This is a genomic window from Tsukamurella sp. 8F (assembly GCF_029167375.1).
GTDB lineage: Bacteria > Actinomycetota > Actinomycetes > Mycobacteriales > Mycobacteriaceae > Tsukamurella.
In genome coordinates this window covers 56,612-69,704 of record NZ_JARFTP010000020.1, presented here as the reverse complement: position 1 = coordinate 69,704, position 13,093 = coordinate 56,612, and the positions used below count along the sequence as shown (strand labels likewise).

13 protein-coding genes are annotated in these 13,093 nt (G+C 68.8%); 6 read left to right on the top strand and 7 right to left on the bottom strand.

The features are described 5' to 3' along the window. Positions 1-59: 59 nt before the first annotated feature. Positions 60-953 (bottom strand): type IV toxin-antitoxin system AbiEi family antitoxin, encoded by an 894-nt coding sequence (locus P0W64_RS15735; protein ID WP_275481095.1) that lies wholly within the window; start codon positions 951-953, stop codon positions 60-62. A gap of 248 nt (positions 954-1,201) precedes the next feature. Between P0W64_RS15735 and mdo the strand changes: the two genes are divergently transcribed. From mdo to P0W64_RS15705, 6 genes are all read left to right on the top strand, one after another. Continuing rightward, the gene (gene mdo, locus P0W64_RS15730; protein ID WP_275481094.1) at positions 1,202-2,473 is read left to right on the top strand and encodes an NDMA-dependent methanol dehydrogenase; all 1,272 of its coding nucleotides are present in this window, start codon (positions 1,202-1,204) and stop codon (positions 2,471-2,473) included. 31 nt (positions 2,474-2,504) lie between these two features. After that, positions 2,505-3,539, top strand: a complete 1,035-nt coding sequence (locus P0W64_RS15725; RefSeq protein ID WP_275481099.1) for a MoxR family ATPase — start codon at positions 2,505-2,507, stop codon at positions 3,537-3,539. Continuing rightward, on the top strand, positions 3,526-5,034 hold the full coding sequence (locus P0W64_RS15720; protein ID WP_275481093.1) for a VWA domain-containing protein: 1,509 nt from the start codon (positions 3,526-3,528) through the stop codon (positions 5,032-5,034). The genes P0W64_RS15725 and P0W64_RS15720 overlap by 14 nt, the downstream gene beginning before the upstream one ends. Before the next feature lie 180 nt (positions 5,035-5,214). Next, positions 5,215-6,381 (top strand): iron-containing alcohol dehydrogenase, encoded by a 1,167-nt coding sequence (locus tag P0W64_RS15715; protein WP_275481098.1) that lies wholly within the window; start codon positions 5,215-5,217, stop codon positions 6,379-6,381. Between the two features lie 41 nt (positions 6,382-6,422). Further along, positions 6,423-7,751 (top strand): GAF domain-containing sensor histidine kinase, encoded by a 1,329-nt coding sequence (locus P0W64_RS15710; RefSeq protein ID WP_275481097.1) that lies wholly within the window; start codon positions 6,423-6,425, stop codon positions 7,749-7,751. After that, positions 7,751-8,431 (top strand): response regulator transcription factor, encoded by a 681-nt coding sequence (locus tag P0W64_RS15705; RefSeq protein WP_275481092.1) that lies wholly within the window; start codon positions 7,751-7,753, stop codon positions 8,429-8,431. Before P0W64_RS15710 ends, P0W64_RS15705 begins: the two co-directional genes overlap by 1 nt. A gap of 3 nt (positions 8,432-8,434) precedes the next feature. On the opposite strand, the gene mftM is transcribed toward P0W64_RS15705, so the two are convergent. The 6 genes from mftM to P0W64_RS15675 form a co-directional block, all read right to left on the bottom strand. Further along, positions 8,435-9,253 carry a mycofactocin oligosaccharide methyltransferase MftM gene (gene mftM / locus P0W64_RS15700; RefSeq protein WP_275481091.1) on the bottom strand — a complete coding sequence of 273 codons (819 nt, stop codon included), beginning with the start codon at positions 9,251-9,253 and terminating at the stop codon, positions 8,435-8,437. Positions 9,254-9,337: 84 nt separating this feature from the next. Continuing rightward, complete coding sequence (locus P0W64_RS15695) at positions 9,338-9,496, bottom strand: DUF5302 domain-containing protein (RefSeq protein ID WP_275481090.1); 159 nt, start codon at positions 9,494-9,496, stop codon at positions 9,338-9,340. Between the two features lie 94 nt (positions 9,497-9,590). Continuing rightward, positions 9,591-10,199, bottom strand: a complete 609-nt coding sequence (locus tag P0W64_RS15690; protein ID WP_275481089.1) for a DUF3558 family protein — start codon at positions 10,197-10,199, stop codon at positions 9,591-9,593. Beyond that, positions 10,196-10,600: a hypothetical protein gene (locus tag P0W64_RS15685; RefSeq protein ID WP_275481088.1), complete on the bottom strand. Its 405-nt coding sequence runs from the start codon at positions 10,598-10,600 to the stop codon at positions 10,196-10,198. The genes P0W64_RS15690 and P0W64_RS15685 overlap by 4 nt, the downstream gene beginning before the upstream one ends. A 299-nt stretch (positions 10,601-10,899) precedes the next feature. Next, complete coding sequence (locus P0W64_RS15680) at positions 10,900-12,006, bottom strand: alcohol dehydrogenase catalytic domain-containing protein (RefSeq protein ID WP_275481087.1); 1,107 nt, start codon at positions 12,004-12,006, stop codon at positions 10,900-10,902. After that, on the bottom strand, positions 12,006-13,037 hold the full coding sequence (locus P0W64_RS15675) for a ferredoxin--NADP reductase (protein ID WP_275481086.1): 1,032 nt from the start codon (positions 13,035-13,037) through the stop codon (positions 12,006-12,008). Before P0W64_RS15675 ends, P0W64_RS15680 begins: the two co-directional genes overlap by 1 nt. Between the last annotated feature and the right edge of the window lie 56 nt (positions 13,038-13,093).

Sequence of the window (13,093 nt, the reverse complement as noted above, 5' to 3'; positions counted from 1 at the left end):
CCCCCCCCCCCCCCCCCCCCTTCTGCGTCGGCCGACTTGCGGCGTGAAAATGCGCCGGATCAGGGGAGCTGCGCCGCATTTCGCGCCCGAGGATCCTGTGGCGTCCAGCCCCGGGATGCGAGCGCAGTCTGGACCTGCCGCAGGAACGCCGCCCTCTGCGCGTGCAGCGACGGCGCCGCGGCGAGCACGATCTCCCAGCCGTGGTCGAAGCGGAGCCGGTTCCACCGCGCCACATCCCGACGGTGCTGCGCCCTGTCCGCGTGGTACTCGCCCTCGTACTCGACGGCGACCTTGAACTCCTCGGCACCCAGGTCGAGCCGCATCGCTGTACCGGTCACGGGCGTCTGGGGCACGAACATCGTCAGCCCTGAACGGCGCAGGAACAGGCGGGCATACGTCTCCCAAGGCGACTCCGCGCGCCCGTCGACCTGGGCCAGCACCTGGGCGACGCGCGTGCACCGGTGCAGGTGGCGGTGCTCGGCCAGATATTCGGCGACATCCCGCGCGGTGACCTGTGCCACGCCGAACTCGCCTACGCGCAGGCACTGATCGACCGCAGCGACCGCCTCGTCGCCCTTCACGTAGCGGGCGAGGTCGATCGCCGTGCGCACCGGTGTGGTGACGCGGAACCCGTCGACCGTGGCCACGTCCCCGTCAGGCATGGCCGACCTGCGGACGATGATGCCCGATCGCCGGCGGTGGTAGGGCAGCTGGATCTCGACGGGGTGGCCCGCCGAATACGGGACTCCGTGCAGACCGGCGGCGGTCCAGCCGCAGAAGACCGCGTCGGGATAGAGCAGGGCGACTGCGCGGATCTTGTCGAGTGTCGTCACCTCCGGGCCCGACGGTGCCCGGACCCCGTGCACCACCTGCTGGTAGTGCGCGCGGATGCGATAGGCGCTATGCACCCCGACCAGTTCCGATGTCCGCTGCCCCATATCGATTAGACGCACGAGCGACCCGCCCGGATCCCCTGGGCGACCTGCGGGCGCGAACTGCGACGCCAGCGGCCGGATGCAGCGCACTTCCGCGGCGCAAGTCGGGCGGGGTGGCGACCTGCCCGGGTGGAGGGTTCGCGCCGTGCGGTCGGACGGTTCCGTCGGGAGGGAATGGGCCGCGCCGGGTCGGCGGACGACAGTGGTCGACAGTGAGGCTCGGGTTCCTCACGTTTCGACCGCCCGACGAGGAGCAGGAGACACCAATGGCCATCGAGCTCAACCAGATATGGGACTTTCCGATCAAGGAGTTCCACCCCTTCCCGCGCGCTCTGATGGGTGTGGGCGCGCACGACATCATCGGGGTCGAGGCGAAGAACCTCGGGTTCGAACGCGCCCTGCTTGTGACGACGGGCCTGCGTGGCTCCGGCATCATCGAGGAGCTGATCGGAAAGATCGAGTACCAGGGCGTCGAGGTGGTCCTGTTCGACAAAGTCGAGTCGAATCCCAAGGACTACAACGTGATGGAGGCAGCGGCACTGTACGAGAAGGAGAAGTGCGACAGCATCATCTCCGTGGGTGGCGGCTCGAGCCACGATGCGGCGAAGGGCGCCCGCGTCGTGATCGCGCACGACGGCCGCAACATCAACGAGTTCGAGGGGTTCGCCAAGTCGACGAACCAGGAGAATCCGCCGCACATCGCCGTATCCACCACGGCCGGAACCGGTTCCGAGACCTCGTGGGCGTATGTCATCACCGATACCTCGGATATGGAGAAGCCGCACAAGTGGGTGGGGTTCGATGAGGCCACGATCGTGACGCTCGCCATCGACGATCCGCTGCTCTACTACAGCTGCCCGCAGCATTTCACGGCCTACTGCGGCTTCGACGTGCTGGCCCACGGGTCCGAGCCGTACGTCTCGCGGCTGGACTTCGCGCCCTCCCTGGGTAACGCGCTGTACTCGGTGGAGTTGGTCGCGAAGAACCTGCGCGAGGCCGTCTACGAGCCGCGGAATCTCAAGGCGCGCGAAGGGATGATGAACGCGCAGTACATCGCTGGGCAGGCGTTCAACTCCGGCGGCCTGGGCATCGTGCACTCGATCTCGCACGCGGTGTCCGCATTCTTCGACAGCCATCACGGCCTCAACAACGCGATCGCGCTGCCCCGCGTGTGGGAGTACAACCTTCCTTCCCGCTACGAGCGGTACGCGCAGATCGCCGGCGCGATGGGTGTCGATACCCGCAACATGACCACGGTGCAGGCCGCCGACGCGGCGGTGGAGGCGGCCATCCGCCTCGCGAAAGACGTTGGCATCCCCGACAACTTCGGGCAGGTGCGGACGGATTCGTACGAGAAGAACAGGATGAACACGGCCAAGTACGCGGGCCGCGGAGAGGTCATCGCGGGCGACGAGAAGACGGTTCTCGCGATCTCCGAGCACATCCAGGACGACTGGTGCACGCCGGGCAATCCCCGCGAGGTCACGGTCGCGTCGATGATCCCGGTCGTCGACCACGCCATCAACTCCTCGTACTGAATCGGAGGATGAGGTGACCACCACGGTGACCATGGAAGAGCACACAGCGTTCGCCGACGGCGCCGAGCTGGCGGCCGCGCTGCGGCGCCACGACTACATCGCGGACGACGACCTGGCCACCGTGGTGCATCTCGCGACGATGCTGGACCGGCCACTCCTACTCGAGGGACCGGCGGGCGTCGGCAAGACTGAGCTGGCGAAATCCCTTGCGGCGGCATCGGGTCGGCGCCTCGTGCGCCTGCAGTGCCACGAAGGTCTCGACGACAGCCGCGCCCTGTACGAGTGGGATTACGCCAAACAGCTGCTGCACGTGCAGATGTTGCGCGACCGGATCGGTACCGAGCTAGCCGGTTTCGATACGGTGCGGGAGGCATCGATGTTCCTCGCGGCCCAGGACTTCGGGTTGTACTCGGAGACGTTCCTCGCTGCCCGCCCACTGCTCGCCGCGGTGCTGTCCGACGAGCCCGTGGTGCTGCTGGTCGACGAGGTCGACCGCACCGAGGAGTCGATGGAGGCGCTGCTGCTCGAGGTGCTGGCGGAGAAACAGGTCACGGTGCCCGAGATCGGTACGTTCGCTGCGCGTTCGGATCCGTGGGTCGTGCTGACCTCCAACGACACCCGCGAGCTGAGCGCGGCCCTGAAGCGGCGGTGCCTGCACTACCACCTCGGCTACCCGACCGCCGGGCGGGAGCGGGACATCGTCGCCACCCGGGCGCCCGAGGTCGAGCAGGCCGCCGTGGCAGAGGTGGTCGAACTCGCCGGGCGGCTGCGTGAGCTGCCGCTCCGCAAGAGCCCGTCCATCTCCGAGGTGATCGACGCGGCGCGCATCGCCGCGGTGCTCGCTCGTAGCGGGCGCAGTGTGGACGATTCGCGCGAGCTGCTGTACCCGGCTCTACTCAAGTACGGGGTGGATCTCGACGTCGCGCGTGCGCGTGTCGACGGCGCCGATCCGGAACCCGAAGCGCCCCAGGAGCGACGCGATGGTGCGACCGTCGCGGCCCGGCCCGCCAACACCACGACGGCGGCGTTCCGTGGGCACGGAGGACGCAGGCATGGCGGGGCCTGAGGCGCCTGCGCGCGCGGCCGCAGCGTCGGTGCTCGACGTGGTAGCCGCCGCGTTCGGCTCGCGTCTGCGGGCGTACGGGGTCGCGACCTCGCCGGCCGAGGTCATCGAGGTCCGCCGGGTCCTCGCGCTGCTCGGCGCGCGGGACCGTCGTCGCCTGCACGCCGCCCTGCGCGCGACGTGCGTGAAGTACATGCACGAGGGCGACGGATTCGAGCGGGCGTATGACGAGGTGTTCTCGGGTCGTGCCGAAACCGTAGTGGCAGTGGACGAACCGCTGCGGGCCGGGCTGACGGGCGGACTGCCGGACGATATCGGACTCGGCGACGGTGGCGACGTGGCCCGATACGCCGACTACAACGAGCGTGCCGCCGAGGTGGGCGACTATTTCGACACGCCTGAGGCGGAGAAGGGATTCAATCCGCACAAGGACGATGACGACTTCTCGGTGACCGGCTCGGCCGAGGACCTGTCCGTCGACACATCGTCGGCGACCGGGCGCCGCGGGGTCGGCTACACCCTCGACGTCGCGCGCGCCGGCACCGCCGAGGTCGGCGCGCTGTCCGACGGCGCGTCGCTGGCAGCGCAGGGGACGCTGCGGTGGGACGATCCGTCGTCGATCCTGGCCTGGCTGGACGCCTACGACCCCGAGCGGGTCTACGCGGATACGGGCGGCGACGAGGAGCTCACACAGTCGCAGGCCGAGCGTCTGGCGGCTGCGCTCGCGGCCTTCGTCGAGGCACTCGCCGCGGTCGGGGAGCCGACGTCCGGGCCGCCCGGCGCTGTCGAGTCGAGGGCGCACGCCGAGCTCGAGCTGGCCGCCCACGAGGTGTTGCGGCGTATGCGTGGGGCCCCGCGAGAGCGGGTGCGCTACCACGGTCACGGCCGACTGGACATGCGGTCGACGGCCCGCGCGGCGCAGCGGACCGACGGTGTCCCGCTCCGGCTGGGCACGCGGGTGAGCCGACCGGACAGGTTGCGCGTGCTGGTGCTTGCGGACGTGTCGCTGTCGGTGCGCCCGGTCACGGCCTTCACGCTGCGTCTCGCGCGGGCGATCCGGCGGCGCACGGCGAGGTGCGAGGTCTACGCATTCGTAGACCGCCCGGTGCACGTCACGTACGCGCTCCTCGCGGGGGCCGGCGACGATGCTCTGGCCCGCGTCCTGGCCGATCCGCAGATCGACCTGGAGGCCTCGAGCGACTACGGCCGCGTCTTCGCAGAGCTCCTCGACGCGCCGAGCGGAGTAGATAAGCGCACGTCGGTTCTCATCGTCGGGGACGGAAGGTCGGGCGGCCTCCCCGACGGTGCCGAGCATCTCGCCGAGTTGCGCCGCCGCGTGCATCGCATGGCTTGGGTGACTCCGGAGCCCGAGCGGTACTGGCGGCAGGCGACGTGTGCGATGCCGGCGTACTCGAACATCTGCGACGGGGTCGTGGTGGCCCGAGATGCAGATCAGCTCATCGAGCGCGCCCGTGACCTCGGAGATGCACTGCGATGACCTGCCCGATCGGGCAGGTGGGAGTCCGGGACGGTCGGGCGGTCGCGCGCACTGCTAGGTCTGGGCGCGGGTTTCGAGCTGTAACATGAGTCACAGTTCAACCCCTGCGATGGAGCGACCGTGACCCCTACGTTCAGCGGCGGACCGTCCGCCACGTTGCGGGGCGGCGCCACGGTGCCGATGGTCGGCCGTGAGGTCGCGCGCACCGTCAAATTCCATGCACCAGAGATCGTTTTCGGCCTGGGGGCGCTCGAGGAGGCCGCGCACGCGGCGTCGCGGCTCGGCGGTATGCGGCCGATGTTGGTCACCGACCCTGGGCTCACCGAGGCCGGATGGGTCGCGGAGCTGACCTCGCATCTGCGCGGCAACGGTCTGAGCCCGGTGGTCTTCGACGCGGTGACACCCAATCCCAAGGAGCACGAGATCGCCGCCGGATTCGAGCGGTACGCGGTGAGCGGCTGCGACGTGATCGTGGCGATCGGCGGCGGCTCGGTCATGGATGCGGCGAAGGGCGTCGCCGTGCTCGCGTCCAACGGCGGCCACATCCTGGACTATCGCGGTGTCGACCGGGTGGCGCGTCCCATACCGCCGACGGTGATGGTGCCGACGACATCCGGGACCGGGGCGGACGTATCCCAGTTCTGCATCGTCACGGACACGCGGCGGGCGACCAAGGTCACCATCATCGGGCGAGCGCTGGTTCCGGACGTGACGGTGATCGATCCGAGGCTGCTCACCACTATGCCGCAGTGGCTCAACGCTGCAACGGGTCTCGATGCGCTCACGCACGGGGTCGAGGCTTTCGTCTCCCTCGCGCACAACCCGCTCACCGACAATCACGCGCTACGTGCCGTCGGGCTGGTGGCGCAGACCCTCGCGGGTACGATGCGCCGGCCGGCCGAGTTGTCGGAGCGGGTGGTCATGGCACAGGCGAGCCTGGAGGCGGGGCTCGCATTCACGAACGCGATTCTCGGTGCTGCTCATGCCATGTCGCACCAGGTAGGTGGGTTGACCGACCGCCCGCACGGCGTTATCAACGGCGTCCTGCTGCCGCATGTGGTGCGCTTCAACGCAGCTCGCGATCCGGGGCCGTTCGCAACGATCGCCGCGGCCATCGGTCTCGACGAGCAGCACGCACCCGCCGCGGAGGCCGCCGAGGCCGTCGCGGCGCGTATCGACGAGCTCGCCCTCGACGTGGGTGTTCCGCGCGGGCTCGCCGAACTCGGTGTGCGCGAGGAGGACCTACCGCAGCTCGCGACCAACGCGCTCGAGGACGCGTGCATGTCCACCAATCCCCGGCCGGCGACGCACGCCGAGATGGTCGAACTCTTCCGGGCGGCACTGTGAGCGCCGGCGGCCGGTCACATGTAGCCGACTCCGACCTGGCCATGCTGACGGGGCTGCGCTCCTCGAAGAGTTCGTTCTACCCGCAGTACCGAGGGGCGGCTGAGCGGCTCGAACGCGTCATGCACGCGCTGGAGCTGATCTCGCGGGCGCTGGTCGCCACAGTCGACGGCCCGGAGACGCTGGTGTGTGCGGTCGCGGAGGCAGCCCGTGTGCACCTCGATGCGCGTTGGGTCGTGTTCGGGCTCACCGACGGTCGTCTGATGGACGCCGGGTTGCGTCGGTTGGTCCTCGGCCCAGACGGGATCCCGTTCCTCGTGCACGAGGTCGAAGGGCCGCCGCTGCCCGACGATGTGCTGCGTTGCCTCGACGTCATCCGCGATCCCGTTGCGGCGGGGACGCATGAGCAGACCGAGCCGGTGCTCGAAGCGCACCACGCGTTCGTGCCGCTCGAGCTCGAAGGCGGTGTGGTCGGAGCCATCGCGGCGTGGACGGCGCCGGGGCGTGTGCTGGACACGACCGACGGTGCCGTGCTGTCGATACTCGCCAGTCAGACCGCCGTCGCGCTGCACAACTCGGCATTGTACCAACGCATCTCGACGCTGCTGGAGCGATCGGAGGCCGCGCACGCGCAGGTTCGACGCACCGCCGCGGATCTCGCGCTGCGCAATGCCGAGCTGTCGTCCACGCAGCGTCAGCTGAGTGAGGCCCAGCGGCACCAGGCGCTCGACGATGAGCGGCACCGCATCGCCCGCGAGCTGCACGACAGCGTCACGCAGACCGTGCTCTCCGCGGGGATGCAGATCGAGGTGTCGCTGGGGGAGATCCCGGCAGCCGAGCGTTCGGAGCGCCTAGGGCTTGCCAAGGAGATGACGCGGCGGGCGGTCGAGCAGCTGCGGACCTCTATCTATACGCTGAACAACACACGGGCCGAGGAGCATTCGTCGCTGCCGCAGATGCTGGAGCAGCTCGGTGTGGTGTATCAGCCGGACGAGCTCGATGTCACCGTCCGAGTGAGCGGCCCGGTGGTCGAGCTGGACCCGCCGGTCGAGCACGCACTGCTGCGCATCGCGGGCGAGGCCCTGTTCAACACTGCGGTGCATGGCAATGCGCGCCGCGCGCGGCTGAGGCTCCGATACGGCAGCGAGTCCGTCGCCCTGACGATTGCCGACGATGGTGAAGGAGACCCCGCTCGGCTACGGGAGATATTGCGGCACAGCGCCTCCGGAGATGCGGACGGGCACCGTCGGGGGCTGGCGAACATGGCGGCCCGGGCCGCCGAACTGGGCGGCCGCTTCGCGATCCGGCGGTCGCGCCTGGGTGGGGTGGAAGTGGCTGTCGTCGTGCAGGTTTCGGATAGCGAGGTGTCGTGATGGTGCAGGCGGGAGTGGTAGGGCGTGCGGCGCCGCCACGACGGACGACGGTGCGGATCATGTTGGTGGACGATCATGCGATCCTGCGGCAGGGGCTTCGATCCGTGCTCGACCGCGAGCCCGATCTGCAGGTGGTCGGTGAGGCAGCGTCCCGCGGCGAGGCGCACGCCGTCGCGGAGGCGGCGCGGCCTGATGTCGCCGTCGTCGACCTGAAGTTGACAGCGGGTTCGGATCACGACGGCCTCGCCCTGTGTCGTGAGTTCACCGCCCAGCATCCCGCGGTGGGGCTGCTGGTGCTGACGACGTTCCTCGAGGACAGGCTGGTGATCGAGGCTGTGCACGCGGGTGCGCGCGGCTATGTCGTCAAGGACGTCGACACCACGGAGCTGGTTCGCGCGATCCGATTGGTATCGCAGGGCCGCAACGCATTCGACTCCCGAACCGCCGCGGCAGTGGTGGCATCGCTGGCATCCGGCGGCCCGGTCGAGAGTCAGCTGACGGCACGCGAGCTGGAGGTACTCGCCATGCTCGCCAAGGGCTGGTCGAACATCCGGATCGGACGGGAGCTGTTCATCTCGCCCACTACCGTAAAGTTCCACGTCAGCAACATCATGCGCAAGCTGCAGGTGAGCCGCCGCGCCGAGGCGGTATACGAGGCGAGTAAGCGCGGGCTGATCTGACCGTCACACGGGCGGGAGGTCGAGGACGAGCCAGCCGCCGTGGTGCTCGAATATGCTGTGCGGCAGCCTCGTCTGCGTTCCGATCTGTTCGAGAGTGTCGAGATCGAACGTCCGGACGTGACGGTGGCACGTTGTCGCTTGATCCTCGAACGGCACGGCGATGACGACGCGTGTCCGCGCGAGCCGTACCGCCTCGCGCACGACCGCCGCCCCGGCCTCGGGGTCGAGGTGCTCGAGCAGATGGAGCACGGTGACGGTGTCGGAATGGTTGTCCGGAAGGTCGACGTGCGTGGCGTCGTGGACCTGGGCGTCGATCCGCGTGCCGAGTCGCTCGGCCACGGTTCGAAGAAGCCGGACGGTGCCCGGGCACACGTCGGTGGCGGTGACGCGGAGGCCGCGTGCGGCCATCCGCAGGGCGTAGAACCCGAAGCACGAGCCGAGGTCGAGCAGGCTGTCACCGGCTTGCAACTCCGCGGCACGCGCGTGCACAGGGGCGAACGCCGCCGACCCGTCCGCCAAGCGGCGCAGGGAGTTCCGGTAGTACGTCGCCCACCCTTCGTAAGGATCGTCGACGGTGGTGCGCACCAGCCCGACGATGATCCGCTCGAACTGATCGGCCGTATCCGGCCCGAGCTCGTCGATGATGCGGCCCGCGAGGTCGTCGGACAGGTCGGCGGGCCGTAGTGCGTGCCGAACCCGCACACCGGTGGGGCGCTTGTTCATCCTCATCGCACCGGCCCGTGCGCCCGCCGGGAGGCGGATCACCTCGGTGTCGCCGTCGGCCCACTGGCCGGACGCGGTGGGTGCGAGGGTAGCGATCATCCCTCGAGGTTATGAGCGTGTCGCCTCCGGCGTAACGCGCCCGACGGACGGTTCCGACCTGCCCGACCGGGTGGTGCCGCGTTGCTATCCGCTCTTGCGTCTGAACTGTTGCTGGTGGCTCTGCGAGCCATGCGCCTGCTCGGCCTTCCCATGGCCGTCCAGGTGACTGGTGCCTGACTTCGCCTGGGAGTTCTTGCGTTCCAGCGCCTCTTTGAACTTGGCTCGCTGCTCGTCGGTCGGCATGGCAGCTCCTTTCGTCCGTCTGTGCAGTCTCGCCGACGACGGTGCCCATGTCACCCGAATTACGCGTCTTGGTGGAGTCCGGCCCGACGGTGTGTCATCGCGGCGCCTTCGTCGCAGCGAGGAGCGCGAACTTCATGGCCCGCTCCCGCTCTTCGCTGGGTGAGCGGTGGGAGCGGCGGTCGATCTTGACGGACGTGATCACCAGAGCGGTCCCGGACTCGAAGGCGACGAGGAAGTCGTCATGCGGGGCGTCGGCGACGCCGAACACGCGCCCATCGATGACTTGGTCCGGCCCCCAGCGCATCTCGTCGTGCCCTTCCTTGTAGAACGGCAGGTTGCGCTGATTGGACACCGCCTGCGTCGCGTAGTTGAGGGCCGTCCCCGGGCTGTCACCTGGCCTGCGCATCAACTCCCAGTTGCATCCGCGGTAGTTGGGGGAGTCGGATATAGCGGCATCCTCCATCGTCGACGCATCGATGCCGATCGCTTCCAGGTCGTCGGCGATATGCGCGGTACATGGCTCGAAACTTGAGCCGTCGTTACGGCGGTTCCATCGCTCGGTATACGTGGGGGTGAACGGCAGTGAGGGGTGGGCGATACGAGTCCGACTTTCCGATGGTGTCACTGCCACACCGGCGACTGTCGTTGCACACGCGCTGGTCACGATCGCCGCTGCCAGCACCACGACTGCAAGCTGCTTCACCGGGCGGTTCTGGTGTTGGTGATCTCGTACTGCGCTTGGTGCTCCTGGCCGAGCAGCTCTGCCTTGTCTTCGCGCAGATGCGCGGCGATGCGCACCGCCGCATCCGCGTTGGCCATCATGGCGTTATACAGGGACTCTGGATGATCGACTGCGGAGAGCCTCACGTTGCGCGTCGCCGTGCGTCCCTCCGACGTATCGCCGAGATAGTTGAACCTGGCCACGTCCTTGAGTGTCCGCGCGGTCGCGCGCACGCGCATCGCGTGCCGCTCGTGCGCCGCGGCGATCTCCTCGATCGGATCGCCGTCGAGCACCATATCCTCGCCGCCCTGCATCTCCAGCCGCGCCTGTACGCGCTCCCGCGCGGCCCGCTTGATCTCCTCGACCGATACCGGTTCGCTCATCGTCGCCCTCCTCGGCACGAGTACGTCTCATGAATTAGACGCACCAGTGGACGGCTCGGTTCCGAGAGAGTCGGCGGCATGTCGAGGAGGATGGCCCGACGGTTCCGCGGCGTCCGTTGGCCGGCTCTTTCGCGGTCCTCGCGTACCCGATCCGGCGCCGGGAAGAACACGGTGAAGGCTGCCGCAGGGGGCAGTGGCACCCGCAGGACGTCCGGCCGGTTCCTGCAACCCGAGCACGATGCGTCGGCCGAGGTGTCGGCGCCGGCCGCAGTCACGTGAACCGGCAGCCGCAATAGTGTTCAGAACTCGATTATCTGCCGGATCGCCTGGCCATCGGCCAGGGCGTCCATGCCTGCGTTGATATCCGCCAACGGAATCACGGCGGATATCAGCTTCTCCACCGGCAGACGTCCTTCTCGCCACATCTGCTCGTACTTCGGGATGTCCCGTTGCGGCACAGCGGATCCCAGGTAGGAGCCGATCACCGTTCGCGCTTCGGCGGTGAGCACCAGCGGACTGATCGAGGCGCGAGCGTCGGGATGTGGCAACCCGACGGTCACCGTCCGGCCTCCGGGAGCGGTTGCGGTATAGGCGGTTTCGAAGGCACGTGCGTTCCCGGCGGCCTCGATCACTACCGGCGCACGCACGCCCTCCGCGGCGAGGTCAGCGGGGGAGTACACCGCGTCGCAGCCCAACGACATGGCCGTGTCCAGTTTGGAGGGCTGGGCGTCCACGCCGATCACGCGCCCGCGATCAGGCAGAGCGAGCGCCGTCAGCACCGCGGCCATGCCCACGCCGCCCAGGCCGACCACGATGACGTCCTCGCGCGGCGCGACAGCGCCGGCGTTCAGCACCGCACCGCCGCCGGTCAACACGGCGCAACCGAGTACCGCAGCGACGGGAGCGGGCACATCGCTGCCGACCGGGGTCAGCGAGCGTACGTCCACCACCGCGGCCGACGCGAAGCCCGATACCCCGAGGTGGTGGTGGATGGGTGCACCGTCGCGGGACAGGCGGCGGCCGCCGCCCAGGAGTTCCCCGGCGTTGTTCGCGGCGGATCCGGGCACGCACGGCAGCCGGCCGTCCGTGCGGCACCCGGCGCACGATCCGCATCGGGGCAGGAAGGCCATCACCACCCGGTCGCCGACGGCCGGCCCGGTCACCCCGTCTCCCAGAGCGGACACGACACCAGCAGCCTCGTGACCGAGCAACATCGGCACGGGGCGGGGGCGGTTGCCGTCGACCACGGACAGGTCCGAGTGGCAGAGCCCGGCGGCCTCGATCTGCACCAACACCTCGCCGGGGCCGGGCGACGCGAGTTCCAGCTCGCATACGGTCAGGGGATGGGACGAAGCGAAAGGCCGCGGCCGTCCGATCTCCTCCAGCACGGCTCCGGTGATGCGCATCAGTATTCGACCTCCAGTTCGTCGGCTGTGGGCTTCGCCTGACAGCCCAGAATGTAGCCGTCCTCCTTGTCCTCCGGGTCGAGTCCGTCGGACACGTCCATGGAGACCGTGCCTTTGCTGAGCCGGCAGATGCACGTCGCGCACTCGCCGGACTGGCACGAGTAGGGCACGTCGTGGCCGCCCGCGATGAGGACGTCGACGAGGGTTCGGTCCCTGGGCCACGCGATGGTGAACGTCGCACCCAGGTTGTAGACCGTCACCGACGCTGCGTCGGCGGCCTCGGCATCGGTCGTCTCGTGCGGCACGACGTCGGCGAACGCGTCGCCCGACAGGGACGCGTAGATCTCCTGGTGCACCAGCGACCGATCGGTGCCGATCACCCGGAGCGCTTCTTTGCACGCCGCCATGAACTCGTCCCGGCCGCACAGGTAGGTCGCGCGCGAATGATACGGAGACAGCACTGCGGCAAGGGAATCCGCGTCGGGGATGCCTCGGTACTCCGCCTGCCACCAGATCACGGTGAGCTGCCCGGGATGCGATGCCTCGAGCGAGGAGATGTCGTCGTAGAAGATCGTATCGGCGTCGGACGCGTTGGCGTACAACAGCACGATGTGCTGCGAACCCTGCGACAACGCCGCCGACAGGATCGACATGATCGGCGTGATACCGCTGCCGGCCGCGAGTAACAGCATCGGCACGTCGAGCGACTCGGGGACGAAAGCGCCTGCGGGTGGCAGGACTTCGACCTCATCACCCTCAGACAGGTTGTCGCACAGCCAGTTCGACGCATAGCCGCCCGGGCTTCTCTTGACGGTGACGCCGGGCCGCACCGCGTCGAACGGCGACGTGTACAGCGAGTAGGAGCGCGCGACGGACCCGGTGAGATCCGACGGGATCCGCAATGTCACGAACTGGCCCGGCTGGTAATCCCACTCGGTCGCGAACACGAAGGACTTCGCATCGACGGTCTCGTCGATCACCTGGAGGACCTTCACGATCTGGCTGCGTTCGGAGTGCGGGGTCAAGCTCATGGCAGCCACCTTATCGACCGTCTCCTGCTGAAAGACGCAGGCCCAGCGGGGTCGGG

What these genes read in the sequence shown, in the direction of transcription:
- P0W64_RS15675 (WP_275481086.1), bottom strand. Translation starts at nt 13,037, where the DNA reads ATGAGCTTGACCCCGCACTCCGAACGCAGCCAGATCGTGAAGGTCCTC.
- mdo (WP_275481094.1), top strand. Translation starts at nt 1,202, where the DNA reads ATGGCCATCGAGCTCAACCAGATATGGGACTTTCCGATCAAGGAGTTC.
- P0W64_RS15710 (WP_275481097.1), top strand. Translation starts at nt 6,423, where the DNA reads ATGCTGACGGGGCTGCGCTCCTCGAAGAGTTCGTTCTACCCGCAGTAC.
- P0W64_RS15715 (WP_275481098.1), top strand. Translation starts at nt 5,215, where the DNA reads ATGGTCGGCCGTGAGGTCGCGCGCACCGTCAAATTCCATGCACCAGAG.
- P0W64_RS15695 (WP_275481090.1), bottom strand. Translation starts at nt 9,496, where the DNA reads ATGCCGACCGACGAGCAGCGAGCCAAGTTCAAAGAGGCGCTGGAACGC.
- P0W64_RS15725 (WP_275481099.1), top strand. Translation starts at nt 2,505, where the DNA reads ATGGAAGAGCACACAGCGTTCGCCGACGGCGCCGAGCTGGCGGCCGCG.
- P0W64_RS15685 (WP_275481088.1), bottom strand. Translation starts at nt 10,600, where the DNA reads ATGAGCGAACCGGTATCGGTCGAGGAGATCAAGCGGGCCGCGCGGGAG.
- P0W64_RS15705 (WP_275481092.1), top strand. Translation starts at nt 7,751, where the DNA reads ATGGTGCAGGCGGGAGTGGTAGGGCGTGCGGCGCCGCCACGACGGACG.
- mftM (WP_275481091.1), bottom strand. Translation starts at nt 9,253, where the DNA reads ATGATCGCTACCCTCGCACCCACCGCGTCCGGCCAGTGGGCCGACGGC.
- P0W64_RS15680 (WP_275481087.1), bottom strand. Translation starts at nt 12,006, where the DNA reads ATGCGCATCACCGGAGCCGTGCTGGAGGAGATCGGACGGCCGCGGCCT.
- P0W64_RS15720 (WP_275481093.1), top strand. Translation starts at nt 3,526, where the DNA reads ATGGCGGGGCCTGAGGCGCCTGCGCGCGCGGCCGCAGCGTCGGTGCTC.